This window comes from Zooshikella harenae (assembly GCF_018837975.1).
In the GTDB taxonomy this organism is placed as follows: domain Bacteria; phylum Pseudomonadota; class Gammaproteobacteria; order Pseudomonadales; family Zooshikellaceae; genus Zooshikella; species Zooshikella harenae.
On sequence record NZ_JAGSOY010000006.1, the window covers coordinates 105012 to 121473 of the forward strand.

Genomic DNA, 16462 nt, shown 5'->3' on the forward strand with positions numbered 1-16462 from the left:
AATAATAATTAGGGAGTGGCTATGTCGGTGGATTATACGCAGTTGGCTGTACAGGGGGTTAGACAGTTACAGCCTTATATACCAGGCAAACCTGTTGACGAAGTTGCTAGAGAACTGGGGTTAGCGCCAGAAAATATTGTAAAACTGGCAAGTAATGAGAATCCTTTAGGACCTTCGTCCAAGGTTTTAGAGGCTATTACCAAGGCTCAAAGTGAGTTAACGCGTTATCCTGATAGCAATGGCTATAGCTTAAAAAATACACTCTGTGCTCACCTTAACGTAGCATTTGACCAAATCACGTTGGGTAATGGCTCTAATGATGTGCTTGATCTTTTAGCGCGTGCATTTGTAGCTCCAGGTGCAGAAGTTATTTTTTCGCAATATGCTTTTATTGTGTATCCCATTGTCACGCAGGCTGTTGGGGGTAAAGCTGTTGTGGTCCCTGCGGTAGAGTGGGGGCATGATCTTGAGGCGATGGCGAAGGCAGTTACTGAAAAAACTGTAATGGTGTTTTTAGCGAATCCAAATAATCCCACGGGTACCTGCTTTTCTCGAAGTGAGTTAGTTAAGTTCCTTGGGCAGGTTCCTGAGCATGTCATTGTAGTGCTTGATGAAGCCTACTTTGAATATGTTGATAGTGAAGACTACCCTAACGGGTTACGACTCCAGCAGGACCTCCCTAATTTAGTTGTGTGTCGTACTTTTTCTAAAGCCTATGGGCTTGCAGGTTTGCGAGTGGGTTATGCGGTTGCATCACCTGAAATAACAGATATGTTGAACAGAGTGCGACAGCCTTTCAATGTAAGTAGCCTAGCGCTGGCTGCAGCTGAGGCTGCTTTGCATGATCAGCCATATTTAACAAAAGCCTGTCAGATAAACCATGAAGGTATGGAGCAAATTACATCTGCACTCAATGCTTTTGAAGTGAGTTTTATTCCTTCAAAGGGTAATTTCGTGACAGCTGATTTTGGTGAGAATGCGGCGGGTATTAATCAACAGTTGCTTCAGCAGGGGGTAATTGTTCGTCCTGTTGCAAACTATGGTATGGCTCGTCATCTGCGTATATCTATAGGCTTACCCAAAGAAAATGAACGATTGATTAAGGTGCTTGAACAGATTCTTTAACTTTCAAGCGACATTCATATTACCTATATTGCTAGTTGAAATGAGTTAAGCGAAATTTGTAGATCATGAGCAGTAGAACATTATGAGCAGTACTGAGCCAAATGGCTTTGTTATGAAACCGTTATCAAAGCAAACGCTGGTTGTTGTTGGGTTAGGCTTGATTGGTGGATCTGTGGCGACGGCTGTAAAGCAGCGGTCGCTTTGTCACCGTGTATTAGGCGTCGATCTTGATCAACAGGCATTGAAAATAGCCAAAGCGATACAGGTAATTGATGATTATTTGCCATTAGCTGATGCAGTAAAAGCAGCTGATATCATTGTTTTAGCGATACCGATGTTGCGAATGCAACAAATGTTGCAGTCAGTGGCTGACGTTGAAGGTTGGCAAGATAAAGTCATCACTGATGTGGGTAGTGCTAAAGGGTGTTTAATTGATGCTACTGAGGCGGTATTTGGTGAGTGGCCTCAAAATTTTATTCCTGGACACCCCATTGCTGGTTCAGAAAAAAGTGGGGTGACTGCAGCAAATCCAGACCTGTTTGTTAACCATAAAGTGATTCTGACACCGCATGCGATGGCAAATCATCAGGCGCTATGCTGTGTACGTCAGTTGTGGCAGGGGATTGGTGCTGATGTTTTGCAAATGGATATTCAACGACATGATGAAGTGCTTGCGGTAACAAGTCATTTACCCCATCTCCTTGCTTTTTCTCTGGTTGATACGCTAGCAACAGAGCGTGATAATCAAGATATTTTTCGCTATGCAGCGGGTGGCTTTCGTGATTTTACTCGAATTGCCGCTAGTGATCCGACTATGTGGCACGATATTTTTGTGGCCAATAAAGGCGCTGTGCTGCGAGCACTTAATGATTTTACAGCCGATTTAGTCAAACTGCAGAAGGCTGTGGAAACAGAAGATAGCCAGTATATGCTGGGCGTTTTTACGCGAGCCAAAGTGGCTCGTGAACACTTTAGTAAAATGTTGGCCCGTCGTGCCTATGTGGAGCCTATGAAACAGCAAGAAATACGTTATATCAGTCGTCAGGCAGGTCCGTTATCTGGAGAGATTCGAGTTCCTGGAGATAAGTCTATTTCTCATCGTTCTATTATGCTGGGATCGTTAGCAGACGGCGTGACGGAAATAGAAGGCTTTTTGGAAGGTGAAGATAGTCTGGCCACATTGCAAGCATTTCGGGATATGGGGGTAGTGATTGAAGGCCCTCATCAAGGTAAAGTCACTATCTATGGAGTAGGCTTGCATGGACTTAAGCAGCCACCAGGGCCTCTCTATCTTGGTAATTCAGGTACCGCGATGCGGTTGTTTGCTGGGTTGTTGGCTGCACAGAAATTTGATGTCACCTTGACAGGAGATGCCTCGTTATCTGGAAGGCCAATGAGTCGAGTTGCTGTGCCTTTACAACAAATGGGTGCAGTCATTAACACGGAGGCTGAAGGTCGACCCCCGCTAAAAATTGAGGGTGGGCATCAATTAACTGGCATAGATTACATACTACCGATGGCCAGTGCCCAAGTTAAATCCTGTTTGTTGCTTGCGGGTATGTATGCTCAGGGCTCGACGACAGTGACTGAACCTGCGCCCACTCGTGATCACACAGAACGTATGCTAACAGGGTTTGGTTATCCCGTAGCGGTTAATGGCAATTCAGCGACGATCCAGGGTGGTGGTCAACTTTCTGCGTGCAAAATTGAAGTACCAGCAGATGTTTCTTCTGCTGCATTTTTTATGGTTGCTGCTTCCATTGTGCCTGGGTCTGAATTGCTGATTAAGCATGTAGGGATTAATCCAACACGTGTAGGAGTGATTAATATCTTGCGCTTAATGGGTGGAAATATCACCCTGGAAAATGAGCGTGAAGTGGGTGGTGAACCTGTTGCTGATGTTCGTGTACGTTCTGCTCAGCTCCAGGGCATTGAGGTTCCTGAAGATCAGGTACCGCTAGCTATTGACGAATTTCCTGTACTTTGTATTGCTGCAGCCAATGCGCAGGGTACTACCACGGTGCGAGGTGCAAGTGAGTTGCGGGTCAAAGAAAGTGATCGTATTCAAGCCATGGCTGATGGTCTGGATGCGCTGGGGGCTCGTGTCGAAACAACCTTGGATGGCATTATCATTAAAGGTGGTCAGACATTGCAGGGTGGTAAGGTTGATAGTTTAGGTGATCATCGTATAGCAATGGCGTTTGCTGTTGCAGGCTTACGAGCAAGTGGTCCTATAGAAATAGCAAATTGTGCTAACGTGGCGACCTCATTTCCAAACTTCATAGAACTTGCGAAAGTAACAGGATTTAATCTAGTCGTGGAGTCAGCTGAGTGATGAATGAAGTACCTGTTATTACCATTGATGGGCCTAGTGGTTCAGGAAAAGGTACCGTTAGCAGTCTTTTGGCTCAACAGCTTGGTTGGCACTTACTGGATAGTGGTGCACTTTACCGTTTAACAGCACTTGCTGCACTAAAGGCTCAGGCTGATCTTGATGATATTGCTGCATTATCTGCACTAGCCAAAGACTTAGATGTGTCTTTTCGCACTTGTGATGGTTCATCACAAAGGCAGATTTTTCTTGGTGAAGAAGATGTTAGTCTCCAAATCAGAACAGAAGAAGTGAGCCTGTCTGCATCAAAAGTAGCTGCAATAACTGAGGTACGTGATAGTTTATTTGCCAGGCAACAGGCTTTTGCACAGATGCCTGGGTTAGTTGCGGATGGTCGTGATATGGGGACGGTGGTATTTCCACATGCAACCATGAAGTTTTATATCACCGCTTCTGCTGAAGCGCGCGCCCAGCGAAGGCTTAAACAATTGCAAGCACAGGGTATTGATGCTAATATCCAGCGCATTTTTGAGGATATCGTGGCTCGAGATAAGCGAGACAGTGAGCGCGCTATCTCACCTTTGTTGCCGGCGACAGATGCAATCATTATTGATACAACACCTTTGAGTATTGAAGAGGTTATCGTTGAAATAAAAATGCACCTGAAGCACAAAGGTCTGCTATAACAAGTTTATTTATGTAAAAAGGTAAGCAGCACACTGTTGAGCCAGCGGCGCGGTGTGCTGTTTGATTATTGGGCAACCCGCAGATGCTGGTCCTGCGGCCACTGTAGTGTATCATCCGCTCAACAGATTAAGGGTGCTCTATGCTACTCAGTCAACTAGTAGGTATGTGTAATGAGCGAAAGCTTTGCTGAATTATTTGAAGAAAGTTTAAAAGAATTAGACATGCAACCAGGCTCTATTATCAGTGGAGTGGTGGTTGATATTGATCAGGACTGGGTTACTGTCCATGCTGGCTTGAAGTCTGAAGGTGTGATTCCTCGTGAGCAGTTCCTGAGCGAAAGTGGTGAGCTTACTATTCAAGTGGGTGATGAAGTTCAGGTTGCTCTGGATACTGTAGAAGACGGTTTTGGTGAAACTCGCCTGTCTCGTGAAAAAGCTAAACGTGCAGAAGCTTGGAAAGAGCTTGAAGCTGCGTTTGAAGCAGATGAAGTGGTTAAAGGTATTATCAATGGTAAAGTTAAAGGCGGCTTTACAGTTGATATTAACTCTATTCGTGCATTCCTACCTGGTTCACTAGTTGACGTTAGACCAGTCCGTGATACAACTCACCTTGAAGGCAAAGAGCTTGACTTTAAAGTGATCAAGCTGGATCAAAAACGTAACAACGTTGTTGTTTCTCGTCGTAGCGTACTTGAAGCTGAAAACAGTGCTGAGCGTGAAGCATTGTTGGCAACACTGCAAGAAGGTCAAGAAGTTAAAGGTATCGTTAAGAACCTGACTGATTACGGTGCGTTCGTTGACTTGGGTGGTGTTGATGGTCTACTACATATCACTGATATGGCTTGGAAGCGTATTAAGCATCCAAGTGAAATTGTGAATGTCGGTGATGAAATCAACGTTAAAGTATTGAAGTTCGACCGTGATCGTAACCGTGTGTCTCTTGGCCTGAAACAATTGGGTGAAGATCCATGGGTTGCAGTGAAAGCACGTTTCCCTGAAGGTACACGTACTTCTGGTCGTGTAACTAACCTGACTGACTACGGCTGCTTCGTAGAGCTGGAAGAAGGTGTTGAAGGTCTGGTTCACGTTTCAGAAATGGATTGGACTAATAAGAACATTCATCCTTCTAAAGTGGTTTCTTTGGGTGATGAAGTTGAAGTTCAAGTACTGGATATTGATGAAGAGCGCCGTCGTATCTCCTTAGGAATCAAGCAATGTAAAGTGAATCCTTGGGAAGAGTTCTCTACTAAATACAATAAAGGTGACAAAGTTTCAGGAACCATTAAGTCTATTACTGACTTTGGTATCTTTATCGGTCTTGATGGTGCTATCGACGGTTTGGTTCACTTGTCTGACATTTCTTGGAGTGAAGCAGGCGAGCAAGCTGTTCGTAAGTATAAGAAAGGTGAAGAGCTTGAAACTGTTATCTTGTCAATCGATCCTGAGCGTGAGCGTATCTCGCTAGGCATTAAGCAGCTTCAAGACGATCCATTTGCAGCATATGCTTCTAAGCATGAAAAAGGCGCGATTGTTAATGGTATGATTAAAGAAGTGACTGCTAAAGCAGCAACTATTCAGCTTGCTGATGACGTTGAAGGTACATTGAAAGCTTCTGAAATCAGCCGTGATCGTGTTGAAGATGCTTCCAACGCGTTGAAAGAAGGTGATGCTATTGATGCTAAAATTATCAGCATTGATCGCAAAAACCGTGTAATCAGTCTTTCTATTAAAGCAAAAGACGAGGCTGATGAGAAAGCAGCATTGAAAGAGTTGCGTAAGCAAGAAATGGAAGCTGCAGGACCTACTACCATTGGTGACTTAATCAAAGCACAAATGGATAGCAAGGAATAAATTCTCTTACAGTTTATTTAAGAGAGTATAAAAAGGGTGGCCATTTGGTCACCCTTTTTTGTTATGAGAGAATAAGTGTTAAATACAAGCGTTGTACATCTATTGTGTTGTATTTTAGATATGATATATCCTTTATAATCAAATAGTTACTTGAATTAAGTTGATTTCTTGGCTATGTTAGTGATGGTGCCATATGACCAAGGTGAGGATGCCTGCATGACCAAGTCAGAACTAATCGAACGCATTGCTGAGCAACAGCCGCAATTGTCTCTCAAGGACGTTGAATTGGCGGTTAAAACGATGTTAGAGCAAATGTCATATGCGTTAGCAAATGGTGACCGTATTGAAATACGGGGCTTTGGTAGCTTTTCACTACATTTTCGTGAGCCTCGTTTAGGCCGAAATCCAAAAACAGGTGAGGCTGTTATGTTGGAAGGAAAATATGTACCTCACTTTAAACCAGGCAAAGAACTAAGAGATCGGGTAAATAAAGGGTTAACGGCCAGTTATTAAGCATCCATTAAAAATTCATTATGAAACGGTATGATCTTTTGATAGTACCGTTTTTTTTATCTGTTATTTAACCCTATAATGCCTTGCATAGTGTAACTAACCAGTGAGTTTTATTCATGTTGAAACGGTTCGTATCTTGGTTTAAGTGGATTGGAGCAGGTCTTGTCGCATTGCTGTTAGCGTTAGTGATGGCAGATTTTATTAGTAGTAATACATTGCTTGTTGATTTAAACCTTGTGGGTTTTTCATTTCCAGGGCTCTCTTTACCTTGGCTTATTATTGTATCGTTTGTAGTAGGAGGCATTTTAGGCCTTTTATCTGCGTTGATGATTATTATATTAGCTAAGCATAAAATTCGCCGGCTAGAGAAGAAGCTCAAAAGTCGAGATGAAGAATTACAAAAAATTAGGACAAGCACACTGTAAGGTGCAAGTGAATGTCTGAATCGCTGTTATTTGGAATGGTATTAACAGCTATTGCTGTTGGTTATGTATTGGGCCGCTGGGACCGAAAGAAGAGACAACAACGTGTCAAGGACCGGCTATCAAAGGAATATTTTATTGGGTTAAATTATTTGCTTAATGAGCAAACAGATGAAGCGATTGATATTTTTATTAAAGCATTAGAGATCAACCCTGATAGTCACGAAGCTTTTGAAACATGTATTGCCCTAGGTCGATTGTTTTGCCGACGCGGAGAGGTTCAGCGAGCTATTCAGATTCATCAAAGTTTGTTAGCTCGACCAAGTTTAAATCGTAGGCAGTCATTACAGGTACAACTTGAGTTAGCACGGGACTATTTGTCCGCAGGAGTACTTGATCGAGCTGAGTCTTTATTTTTAGAGGTTACAAAGTCGGGTCATGATTTAAAGTTCACAGCATTACAGGCGCTGGTTGAAATTTACCAACAGGAAAAAGAATGGGAAGAAGCAATTAATATTGCTGATCAATTAGTATCCTATGATAGCCCCCGCTATATTCCCCTTTTAGCCCATTTTTGCTGTGAGCAAGCTGAGCATTGTATTAGTAAGCAAGACTATAGTGCGGCTAGGCAAGCTATAAAACGTGCAATGAAATACGATAAATGTTGTGCACGTGCTTATTTAATCTTAGGTCGTTTAGAGTTTGAGCAGGAAAACTACAAAGAAGCAATTAAAATATTGCAACAAATTTTTCATCAAGACCCTGACTTTGTTTCTGAGTCTGTACCTTTATTAATAGAATGTGATCGTAAAGCAAAAACGCTCTTTGGTATTAATGGATATTTATCAAAATGTCTCAAAGAATATCCTTCAATATCAGTGGTTTTAGCGTTGGCACAAAGTATTCGAGAAAAAGAAGGTGATAAAGCAGCAGGAAAGTTTATTGCAGAGCAGCTAGTGCAACGGCCCTCGCTGCGTGGGCTAAATGCACTGATTGACTTACATATTGCGAATACAGAAGGTAAAGCTAAAAAGAATTTGGGGTTATTGCGTGAGCTGACTGGTCGGTTAGTTGACAATAAGCCTATTTACCGCTGTCATCACTGTGGTTTTGCAGGGAAGGAGCTTCATTGGTTGTGCCCAAGTTGTCACCAATGGGGGAAAGTTAAACCTATTAGAGGTATTGAAGGACAATAGGTTTTGTATTAATGAGATGTATTATCAAACAAGGTATAGCTATTCTTAATTAGCTTTAAATAAAGTCTTTATACTTTTTAATTTAACCCAAAGCACTAACCCATATAGAATTGTGCGCTACTCGGTAAATTAGCGAGTTTGTATTTTATCTGTTTAGCACTTTAGTCAGAGAAGACTTGCAAAGTGAAATCTGATATTATCGCGCAGCTAAATTTCTATCGTTGACTTAAAACTGCAGGCAAATGGGTTTGAGTATGTCTCCAATCATTGTTGCGTTGGATTATCCAACAAAACAAGCTGCTTTACATATGGCTAAGCAGCTTGATCCCCAAATCTGTCGTGTAAAAGTAGGTAAAGAACTTTTTACTGCCTGTGGTCCTGCTATTGTTGAAGCGCTTCAAAAGGAAGGCTTTGACGTTTTTTTAGATTTAAAATTTCATGATATTCCAACAACGACTGCAAAAGCAGTCAATGCTGCAGCTCAGTTAGGGGTATGGATGGTGAATATTCATGCTTCAGGTGGGCAGAGAATGCTAGCGGCTTGTAGAGATGCTATAGAGAAATGTCGGCATAAACCATTACTGATAGCGGTAACTGTTTTAACCAGTATGGATAGTTCTGACTTTAAAACGCTTGGCCACACAATTTCCCCTGAAGAGTATGCATTAGCCCTTGCCAGATTATCCTACAAATGTGGTGTTGATGGTGTCGTTTGTTCGGCCTTTGAAGCAACAGATATTAAGAACCATACTTGCAAAGATTTTCTAACAGTAACCCCTGGAATCCGCTTAAAAGAGAATCATTCAGACGATCAACGTCGAATTATGACACCTGCTGAGGCTGCAAAGAATAATGCGGATTATTTAGTGATAGGTAGGCCTGTAACACAGGCAAAATCACCATCTGTTGTTATTCAGGATATTGTACGAGATCTTTCCTCTTTCTAAGACAAGGATTGTTGAGTATGTGGTATTTACTGAAAACAAAACCACGTGAAGAGGTGCGTGCTGTAACTCATTTAGAAAATCAGAACTTTACTGTGTATTGCCCTTGGATTGATAAGCTTGATAAGGCTGGAAAAATAAAAAAAGAGCCTTTATTTCCAGGTTATGTTTTTTTAAATAATGAAAATGTCGAAGGTATAAATTATACCAAAGTACGTTCAACCAGAGGTGTGGCAAATTTTGTTCGTTTTGGTATTAATCACGCACAAGCAAGTGATGAGTTAATAGAGCGAATAAAGCGGCAAGAAGATTTATTGTGCGCAGAACCAAAAGAAAAGTTTAAAATAAACCAGTTAGTAGAATTTAAAGAAGGACCTTTTAAATATCTACAGGGAATTTATCTGAGTAAGTCAGGTGATGAGCGCTGTATTATTTTGTTAAGTTTTCTGAGTAGATCCCAGAAAGTAAATGTGGCTCAGAAAAGCATTAAATCTGTTTAACTAATAATAGAGTTATTATCATACGACTTAGGTTTCAAGCGTAGAGTTTTTAAGATAGAAACTGTAAATCTTAGGGCGGTAGCTTGCATTTTTTATATAAAACACATAAAAGTAGAAAGAAATGAATGCTCGAAATTATTCGTATCAAAACGAAATTGAGGTAAAAGTTTTACTTAAAGAGTTATCTAGAGAAAAAAAAATAATTTTTTTGTTTTTAACTGCAAGCCTACTTTTTTCTCTAAGTTATATTTTTATTAAAACACCAATTTATAAAGCAGAAGTGGTTTTAGGAAAACCATATGAATCACAGTTGCTTGAGTTGAATGTTGACAATATATATAAAGTGTCGCCGGCCACGACAGTTGTCTCGGTTGTAGATAGTTTTCGTAATGGTAAATATTTATTAGAGTTTTATAGAAACAATAGGAAGCTATTCACTAATTATTTAATTGATGAAAGAAATATTGAAGTGAATTTAATGAATGTGACGAGTGCATGGAAAGTGAATAGTTTGAAAATTGAAAAGAAAGAAATAGGTTTTTTTTCCTTTGCAATTGAATATCCAGAAATAATTGAAGGACATAATCTTTTAAATAAATATATCGAATTTATTATAGAAGAAGAAAAAAAAATATATCTAAATGAATTAAAGGAAATAGTAAAATCTAAGATTAGTTTGGTTGAGAAATACATGAATGCAAGTAAATTGGCATATGAAATAGAAAAGCAAGCAAAAATTGAAATGTTTGATGAGGCAATTATAACTGCGAAGGCTATAGGGTTAAAAAAACCTTATGAGCAAGAAAATGATAAAAGTAACACTGTATTAAAAGCACAAATTAACAATCAACAAAATCCTTTGTATTATAGAGGGTATGATGCTTTGGAGGCTGAGAAAAAAGTATTGTTGGAGAGGGAAAAAGATGAGCTTTTTATTGCTGAACTTGTCGAGTTAAAGAAAAAATTATTTCTTTTAAATAAAATTGATCCGGAAAACAAGAAAATATTAATAGTAAATTGGGTGAAAAAAGCTTTTAAACAAGAAGAAAAAATTGAACCAAGAAATTTGCTTGTTATTTTGTTGTCTATTTTAGTTGGACTAATTATAGCTTTTCTTAAGATTTTGATTAAAATGACGTTTGAAAAATAGCAAGACAATTAAGTTTATGCTGTAGTGTTTAGTGGGTTCTGTTACCAGTGATCTTCACCCCATTTAACGGACACCCAGTGCGCCGGGCTAAGCCGGCAAAAGGTTGGAGGTGAAATTCCTCTACTCAGTAAGGGCTAGCGACCCGCTGAGACTTCGAGTCATGGGCGGTTGTCCGTAAGGACAATGGTTAAGCGTTGACAGAAGCATGTATAGGCTCAGTATTGAGCTCCGAAATCACCACGTTGAGAGCGCTGACCTTGTTGGGTGAAGGGGGACGGCGATTGCAAAAGAGCTAGGTATTGGAGTGAGTTTGCTTTACGCGTGGATTAACCAACAGACAGTTGAGCACCCGATGAGCGTAACCCCAAAGCAAATGGAGACCCAGAGGATCAAGGAGCTTGAAGCAGAGATCAGGAAACTAAAATCTGAAAACTCCCTGTTAAAAAAGGTGGCAGCATACTTCGCGAAAGACCAGCTGTGAAGTATGCCTTTATCAAGCAAAACATGCAGGACTGGGCTGTGGCTTTTCAATGTCATGTTTTTAATGCTTCTCGGTCAGGCTACTATCCTACTATCAATGATGCCAGTCAGATGAAACACAGAGAATCACGCGTAATCAGCAATTGGATAACGATATTATCGAGCTATTTGAACACCATAAAGGCCGTTACGGTTCTCCTCGTATCACCAAAGCATTAAAAGACAACAAGCAATGTGTTAATCACAAACGGGTTGCTAAACGGATGGTAGCGCTAGGGCTTCAAGCTAAACAAGCCAAAAAGTTCAAGGCCACAACGAATAGCGAGCATGGTTTACCGGTAGCTGAAAATTTTTTGCAACAGGATTTTAGTGCGAAAAAACCGAATGAAAAGTGGGTGGGTGATATCACGTATGTTTGGACACTGCAAGGCTGGCTATATCTCGCTATTTTCATTGATGTCTTTAGCCGACAAGTCATCGGTTGGTTGATGTCTAGGCGTATCAATAAAGAATTAGTCTATGATGCATTATTAATGGCGTTATGGCGCCGTAATTTTACAACAGGTGTCATTGTTCACAGCGACAGAGGTAGCCAATATTGCTCTAAAAAATACCAACAACTACTTAAGGACAATAAACTTATCTGTAGTATGAGTGGCAAAGGCTGTAGTTACGATAACGCTCTTGCTGAAAGCTTTTTCCATAGCCTTAAAGTGGAGTGTATCTATGATTATACTTTTAGTGATCGAGCTCAGGCAAAAAAGATAATTTTTGAGTACATTGAAGTTTATTATAATCAGCAAAGGTCGCACTCATCTATTGGTTATAAAACACCGGCTAGGTTTGAGCAGCTATGCGTGTAAACTCCTAATAACAGATGTCCGTTAAATTGGGTAAAGATCAATTTTTTTAGATAAAAGAAACGTCAAAGTTATCAGAAAGAGCCGTAGGGTTAACAAGATTAATCAAGAATCAAACTTATAAGCACATCCAAAATTGAATACTTCGTATAGGTGCAAGTAACAATGCCAATAATTAAGTTGACTTCTGGCATTCACTTTAAGAGTCAGCGGGATATATCAATTCTCGAAGCAGCTTCTCAAGCTCAAGTATTATTGCCTTACAGTTGCAAAAATGGGCGCTGTAGCGCTTGCAGGTGTAAATTGATAAGTGGAAAGACTCTAGCTCTTCAGCCAGAAATTGGACTAAGCAAATATGAAAAAGCTGAAGGCTGGATACTTAGCTGCATTCGCTCGGCAGAAACGGATGTGCTTCTTGAGGCAGAAAACCTTGATGGAATTTCTTTGCCTCATGCTAAAATGCTACCTTGTCGAATTAGCCAAATTCAGCATTTAGCACCTAACGTTATTAAAGTTAACCTTCGCCTTCCTCCAGCAGCTGACTTTTATTTTATCCCTGGCCAATACATAGATGTGGTTGGTCCAACTGGAGTCTGTCGTAGTTACTCCCTTGCAAATGCTGACTTTAAAGGTAAAGTTTTGGAGTTGCATATTCGAGCTTTTGAAGGTGGGGCGATGAGTCAATATTGGTTTAATCAAGCCAAGGTTAATGATTTATTGCGTATTAATGGTCCTTTAGGAACATTCTTTTTACGAAATACAGCAGGCATTGATTTAATCTTCCTAGCAACAGGTACAGGTATTGCTCCTATTAAAGCCATGCTTGAATCGATAACAGCTTTACCAAGTAAACTACAACCTAATTCAGTTACTATTTTGTGGGGGGGGAGAACACTTCAAGACCTATATCTTGATATTATTTGCATTACTTCTAATAAGTTCACTTATGTGCCTGTCTTGTCACGCCCAACTAATTGCTGGTCAGGTTCTCAAGGTTATATTCAAGATGTTTTGCTCAGTATAAAGCCCAACTTGAGTAAAGCTAATGTATATGCATGTGGATCAGTCCAAATGATACATGATGCTAAAGAATGCCTCACTCAAGCGGGGTTATCACCTAAACACTTCTATTCAGATGCATTTGTTTGTTCAGGCAAAAATTAATTAAACAGAGATCATCGTAAATGAAAGCGGTTATTTTGGCAGGCGGTCTTGGGACTCGTCTGAGCGAAGAAACATCAACAAGACCCAAGCCTATGGTTGAAATTGGGGGGCAGCCAATTTTATGGCACATAATGAAGATGTATTCTCATCATGGAATTCAGGATTTCATTATTTGTTGTGGCTATAAGGGTTATGTAATCAAGGAGTATTTTGCAAACTACTTCTTACACATGTCAGATGTAACATTTGATATGCAAGCTAACACTATGCATGTGCATGAAAAGCGCGCTGAGCCTTGGAAAGTTACCCTTGTTGATACAGGAGAAAACTCTATGACAGGGGGGCGACTTGGCCGCATAGCTGATTATCTGAAAGAGGAAGATGCCTTTTGCTTTACATATGGTGATGGTGTTGGTGACATCGATATATCTGCCACGATAGACTTTCATTACCAGCATGGCAAGTGGGCGACGCTGACAGCCACCTACCCTCCAGGCCGGTTTGGTGCACTGGATATTCAAAATCGACAGGTGATGAGCTTTAAAGAAAAACCTAAAGGTGATGGGGCTATGATTAATGGCGGATTTTTTGTTCTATCACCTAAGGTTCTTACCCATATAAGAGGCGATAACACAGTTTGGGAGCAAGAACCATTGATGAAATTAGCAAAAAATGGCGAACTTATGGCTTTCGAGCATCAAGGATTTTGGCAGCCTATGGATACTCTTCGTGATAAACATCATTTAGAAGAACTATGGGAAAGTGGAAGAGCTCCCTGGAAAAAATGGGATTGATAATGCAACCAATTAGTCCTGATTTTTGGAGAGGCAAGAGAGTTTTTCTAACTGGCCACACAGGTTTTAAAGGTAGTTGGTTGAGTATTTGGTTAAAATCAATGGGAGTTGAACTATATGGTTTAGCACTTCCTCCACCTACTAAACCTGCTCTATTTAGTGAAGCTAATATTGAATTGGGAATGACCAGTACAATTGGTGATATAAGGGATTATGATATTGTCTTGGCTGCAGTGGATGATTGTAAACCTGAAATTATTATACATATGGCCGCGCAACCATTAGTACGACCTTCCTACCAAGCGCCAATTGAGACCTATGCTACCAATGTAATGGGCACGATTCATGTTTTTGAGGCTGCCCGTAATGTTGGAACAGCGAAGGCTATTGTCAACGTTACAACTGATAAGTGTTATGAAAATAGAGAGTGGGTTTGGGGTTACAGAGAAGATGAACCTATGGGGGGCTATGACCCATATAGCAATAGTAAAGGCTGCTCAGAGCTAGTAACGAGTGCCTATCGACGTTCATTTTTTCAACAAAGTCGAGTTGCTTTGGCATCCGCTCGAGCTGGTAACGTGATTGGTGGTGGAGATTGGGCTACCGACCGTCTAGTACCTGATATCCTTAAAGCTTTTGAGAGCAAGAAATCTGTTACCATTCGCAACGCTCATGCAACTCGACCTTGGCAGCATGTACTAGAGCCTTTGTCTGGATATCTCTTGTTGGCAGAACATCTATATAACGATGGGCAATGTTTTGCGGAAGGGTGGAATTTTGGTCCTTCTGAAGAGGATTCACGATCTGTTCAGTGGATTGTTGAGCATATGGCGAAAGAGTGGGGCAAAGGGGCAAATTGGCAATTGGATAGTGGAAAACACCCACATGAAGCAAACCATCTCAAGCTTGATATATCAAAAGCCCGTTTTAAACTAGGCTGGAGTCCTCGTTGGAGTCTAGCGACAGCCATAGAAAAAATCATTGATTGGCACAACACATGGTTGGCTAAGGCTGATGTGCAAGCAAAGTGCCTGCAACAAATTGCTGAATACCAAAGAACAGCTATTTAACAGACTGAACGGAACTTATCGTGATTACTTCTGAAAATAATGAAACACCCAAAACTTTGGATGCTATCCGTCAAGAAATTGCCAACCTTGTACAGCAATATGCAGATATCGCTTACACCCAAAAGCCTTTTATTCCTGGAAAGACTCCTGTTCCCGTTTCAGGTAAGGTTATTGGTGCTTCGGAGCTAAGAAATATGGTTGAAGCTAGTCTGGATGGTTGGCTGACTACTGGACGATTTAACGAAATGTTTGAGGGGCGGTTGGCAAAATACCTTGGGGTTAAACACCTTATGACTGTCAACTCTGGCTCTTCAGCTAACCTAGTCGCCTTCTCAGCTTTGACTTCCTCTAAGTTAGGTGAGCGAGCTATAAAACCTGGGGATGAAGTGATTGGTGTTGCTGCAGGTTTTCCAACGACAGTAAATCCCATAATCCAATTTGGAGCTGTACCTGTCTTTGTAGACATAGATCTCACTACCCACAATATAGATGCCAGCAAGATTGAAGAGGCTATTGGCCCAAAAACCAAAGCCATTATGCTAGCTCATTCACTAGGAAATCCTTTTAATCTAGAAGTAGTAACAGCTTTATGTAAAAAATATAATCTTTGGCTGGTAGAAGACTGCTGTGATGCTTTGGGGGCTACCTACAATGGACAGATGGTTGGCACCTTTGGAGATATTGCGACACTAAGCTTTTACCCTGCCCATCATATCACCATGGGAGAAGGTGGAGCAGTATTCACCAATAATGCAACGCTCATGCAAATTGCTGAGTCTTTTCGTGACTGGGGGCGTGACTGCTATTGTCCCCCGGGAAAAGATAACACCTGTGCTAAACGATTTTGCTGGAAGCTAGGTAACTTGCCTGAAGGTTATGACCATAAGTACACTTACAGTCATCTTGGATACAACCTTAAAATAACCGACATGCAAGCAGCTTGTGCTTTAGCTCAGATGGATCGGTTAGAAGAATTTATTGCTGCTCGTAAAAATAATTTTGTTTACCTGAAAAATCGTCTTCAATCATGTGCAGATTACTTGCATTTACCTGAAGCTACTCACAACTCCGATCCATCTTGGTTTGGTTTCCCTATAATTCTTAAGGAAAACGCCCATGTCAGACGTGTTGATCTCTTAAATTACCTTGATCAGAATAAGATTGGCACACGTCTATTATTTGCTGGAAATCTCACCCGTCAACCTTACATGATTGGACGAAGTTACCGTGTCAGTGGTGAGCTGGTAAACACAGATATTGTAATGAATCAAACGTTTTGGCTTGGTGTTTATCCAGGACTCCAAAGTGAGCATTTAGACTTTATCGCAGATCGCTTAGAAGAGTTTTTGGGTATTAGTTTTTAAATCAATGGTGC

The 16462-nt window shown here is 40.8% G+C and carries 16 protein-coding genes; all 16 read left to right on the top strand.

Going from position 1 to position 16462, the window contains the following annotated elements:
• Positions 1-21 precede the first annotated feature (21 nt).
• The 16 genes from hisC to rfbH all read left to right on the top strand — a co-directional run bounded on the left by hisC (position 22) and on the right by rfbH (position 16451).
• Positions 22-1125: a histidinol-phosphate transaminase gene (hisC, locus tag KCG35_RS04745; RefSeq protein WP_215818516.1), complete on the top strand. Its 1104-nt coding sequence runs from the start codon at positions 22-24 to the stop codon at positions 1123-1125.
• An 82-nt stretch (positions 1126-1207) separates the two neighbouring features.
• Complete coding sequence (locus KCG35_RS04750; RefSeq protein WP_230409006.1) at positions 1208-3460, top strand: bifunctional prephenate dehydrogenase/3-phosphoshikimate 1-carboxyvinyltransferase; 2253 nt, start codon at positions 1208-1210, stop codon at positions 3458-3460.
• On the top strand, positions 3460-4143 hold the full coding sequence (gene cmk / locus KCG35_RS04755) for a (d)CMP kinase (protein ID WP_215818562.1): 684 nt from the start codon (positions 3460-3462) through the stop codon (positions 4141-4143). The genes KCG35_RS04750 and cmk overlap by 1 nt, the downstream gene beginning before the upstream one ends.
• Positions 4144-4314: 171 nt before the next feature.
• Positions 4315-5994 (top strand): 30S ribosomal protein S1, encoded by a 1680-nt coding sequence (rpsA, locus tag KCG35_RS04760; RefSeq protein WP_215818517.1) that lies wholly within the window; start codon positions 4315-4317, stop codon positions 5992-5994.
• A gap of 216 nt (positions 5995-6210) precedes the next feature.
• Positions 6211-6507: an integration host factor subunit beta gene (ihfB, locus tag KCG35_RS04765; protein WP_215818518.1), complete on the top strand. Its 297-nt coding sequence runs from the start codon at positions 6211-6213 to the stop codon at positions 6505-6507.
• 116 nt (positions 6508-6623) lie between these two features.
• On the top strand, positions 6624-6932 hold the full coding sequence (locus KCG35_RS04770) for a LapA family protein (RefSeq protein WP_215818519.1): 309 nt from the start codon (positions 6624-6626) through the stop codon (positions 6930-6932).
• 11 nt (positions 6933-6943) lie between these two features.
• The gene (gene lapB / locus KCG35_RS04775; RefSeq protein WP_215818520.1) at positions 6944-8125 is read left to right on the top strand and encodes a lipopolysaccharide assembly protein LapB; all 1182 of its coding nucleotides are present in this window, start codon (positions 6944-6946) and stop codon (positions 8123-8125) included.
• 254 nt (positions 8126-8379) lie between these two features.
• A complete protein-coding gene (gene pyrF / locus KCG35_RS04780) occupies positions 8380-9072 on the top strand; it encodes an orotidine-5'-phosphate decarboxylase (RefSeq protein ID WP_230409007.1) in 693 nt (230 codons plus the stop codon).
• A gap of 17 nt (positions 9073-9089) precedes the next feature.
• A complete protein-coding gene (locus tag KCG35_RS04785) occupies positions 9090-9569 on the top strand; it encodes a transcription termination/antitermination NusG family protein (protein WP_215818522.1) in 480 nt (159 codons plus the stop codon).
• Between the two features lie 121 nt (positions 9570-9690).
• Positions 9691-10719 (top strand): Wzz/FepE/Etk N-terminal domain-containing protein, encoded by a 1029-nt coding sequence (locus KCG35_RS04790; RefSeq protein WP_215818523.1) that lies wholly within the window; start codon positions 9691-9693, stop codon positions 10717-10719.
• Positions 10720-10999: 280 nt separating this feature from the next.
• Positions 11000-11200, top strand: a complete 201-nt coding sequence (locus KCG35_RS27045) for a transposase (protein ID WP_373687351.1) — start codon at positions 11000-11002, stop codon at positions 11198-11200.
• A 124-nt stretch (positions 11201-11324) separates the two neighbouring features.
• Positions 11325-12062, top strand: a complete 738-nt coding sequence (locus tag KCG35_RS04800) for an IS3 family transposase (RefSeq protein WP_309227294.1) — start codon at positions 11325-11327, stop codon at positions 12060-12062.
• Positions 12063-12224: 162 nt separating this feature from the next.
• Positions 12225-13223 (top strand): FAD-binding oxidoreductase, encoded by a 999-nt coding sequence (locus KCG35_RS04805; protein WP_215818526.1) that lies wholly within the window; start codon positions 12225-12227, stop codon positions 13221-13223.
• A 20-nt stretch (positions 13224-13243) separates the two neighbouring features.
• A complete protein-coding gene (gene rfbF / locus KCG35_RS04810; RefSeq protein ID WP_215818527.1) occupies positions 13244-14017 on the top strand; it encodes a glucose-1-phosphate cytidylyltransferase in 774 nt (257 codons plus the stop codon).
• A 2-nt stretch (positions 14018-14019) separates the two neighbouring features.
• On the top strand, positions 14020-15087 hold the full coding sequence (gene rfbG, locus KCG35_RS04815) for a CDP-glucose 4,6-dehydratase (RefSeq protein ID WP_215818528.1): 1068 nt from the start codon (positions 14020-14022) through the stop codon (positions 15085-15087).
• A 20-nt stretch (positions 15088-15107) separates the two neighbouring features.
• Positions 15108-16451: a lipopolysaccharide biosynthesis protein RfbH gene (rfbH, locus tag KCG35_RS04820; RefSeq protein WP_309227289.1), complete on the top strand. Its 1344-nt coding sequence runs from the start codon at positions 15108-15110 to the stop codon at positions 16449-16451.
• The last annotated feature ends 11 nt before the right edge of the window (positions 16452-16462 follow it).

Coding starts and splice junctions, on each gene's coding strand:
- lapB (WP_215818520.1), top strand. CDS start 6,944: ATGTCTGAATCGCTGTTATTTGGAATGGTATTAACAGCTATTGCTGTT.
- rfbF (WP_215818527.1), top strand. CDS start 13,244: ATGAAAGCGGTTATTTTGGCAGGCGGTCTTGGGACTCGTCTGAGCGAA.
- pyrF (WP_230409007.1), top strand. CDS start 8,380: ATGTCTCCAATCATTGTTGCGTTGGATTATCCAACAAAACAAGCTGCT.
- KCG35_RS04785 (WP_215818522.1), top strand. CDS start 9,090: ATGTGGTATTTACTGAAAACAAAACCACGTGAAGAGGTGCGTGCTGTA.
- rfbG (WP_215818528.1), top strand. CDS start 14,020: ATGCAACCAATTAGTCCTGATTTTTGGAGAGGCAAGAGAGTTTTTCTA.
- rpsA (WP_215818517.1), top strand. CDS start 4,315: ATGAGCGAAAGCTTTGCTGAATTATTTGAAGAAAGTTTAAAAGAATTA.
- KCG35_RS04770 (WP_215818519.1), top strand. CDS start 6,624: ATGTTGAAACGGTTCGTATCTTGGTTTAAGTGGATTGGAGCAGGTCTT.
- KCG35_RS04750 (WP_230409006.1), top strand. CDS start 1,208: ATGAGCAGTACTGAGCCAAATGGCTTTGTTATGAAACCGTTATCAAAG.
- cmk (WP_215818562.1), top strand. CDS start 3,460: ATGAATGAAGTACCTGTTATTACCATTGATGGGCCTAGTGGTTCAGGA.
- ihfB (WP_215818518.1), top strand. CDS start 6,211: ATGACCAAGTCAGAACTAATCGAACGCATTGCTGAGCAACAGCCGCAA.
- hisC (WP_215818516.1), top strand. CDS start 22: ATGTCGGTGGATTATACGCAGTTGGCTGTACAGGGGGTTAGACAGTTA.
- KCG35_RS04805 (WP_215818526.1), top strand. CDS start 12,225: ATGCCAATAATTAAGTTGACTTCTGGCATTCACTTTAAGAGTCAGCGG.
- KCG35_RS04790 (WP_215818523.1), top strand. CDS start 9,691: ATGAATGCTCGAAATTATTCGTATCAAAACGAAATTGAGGTAAAAGTT.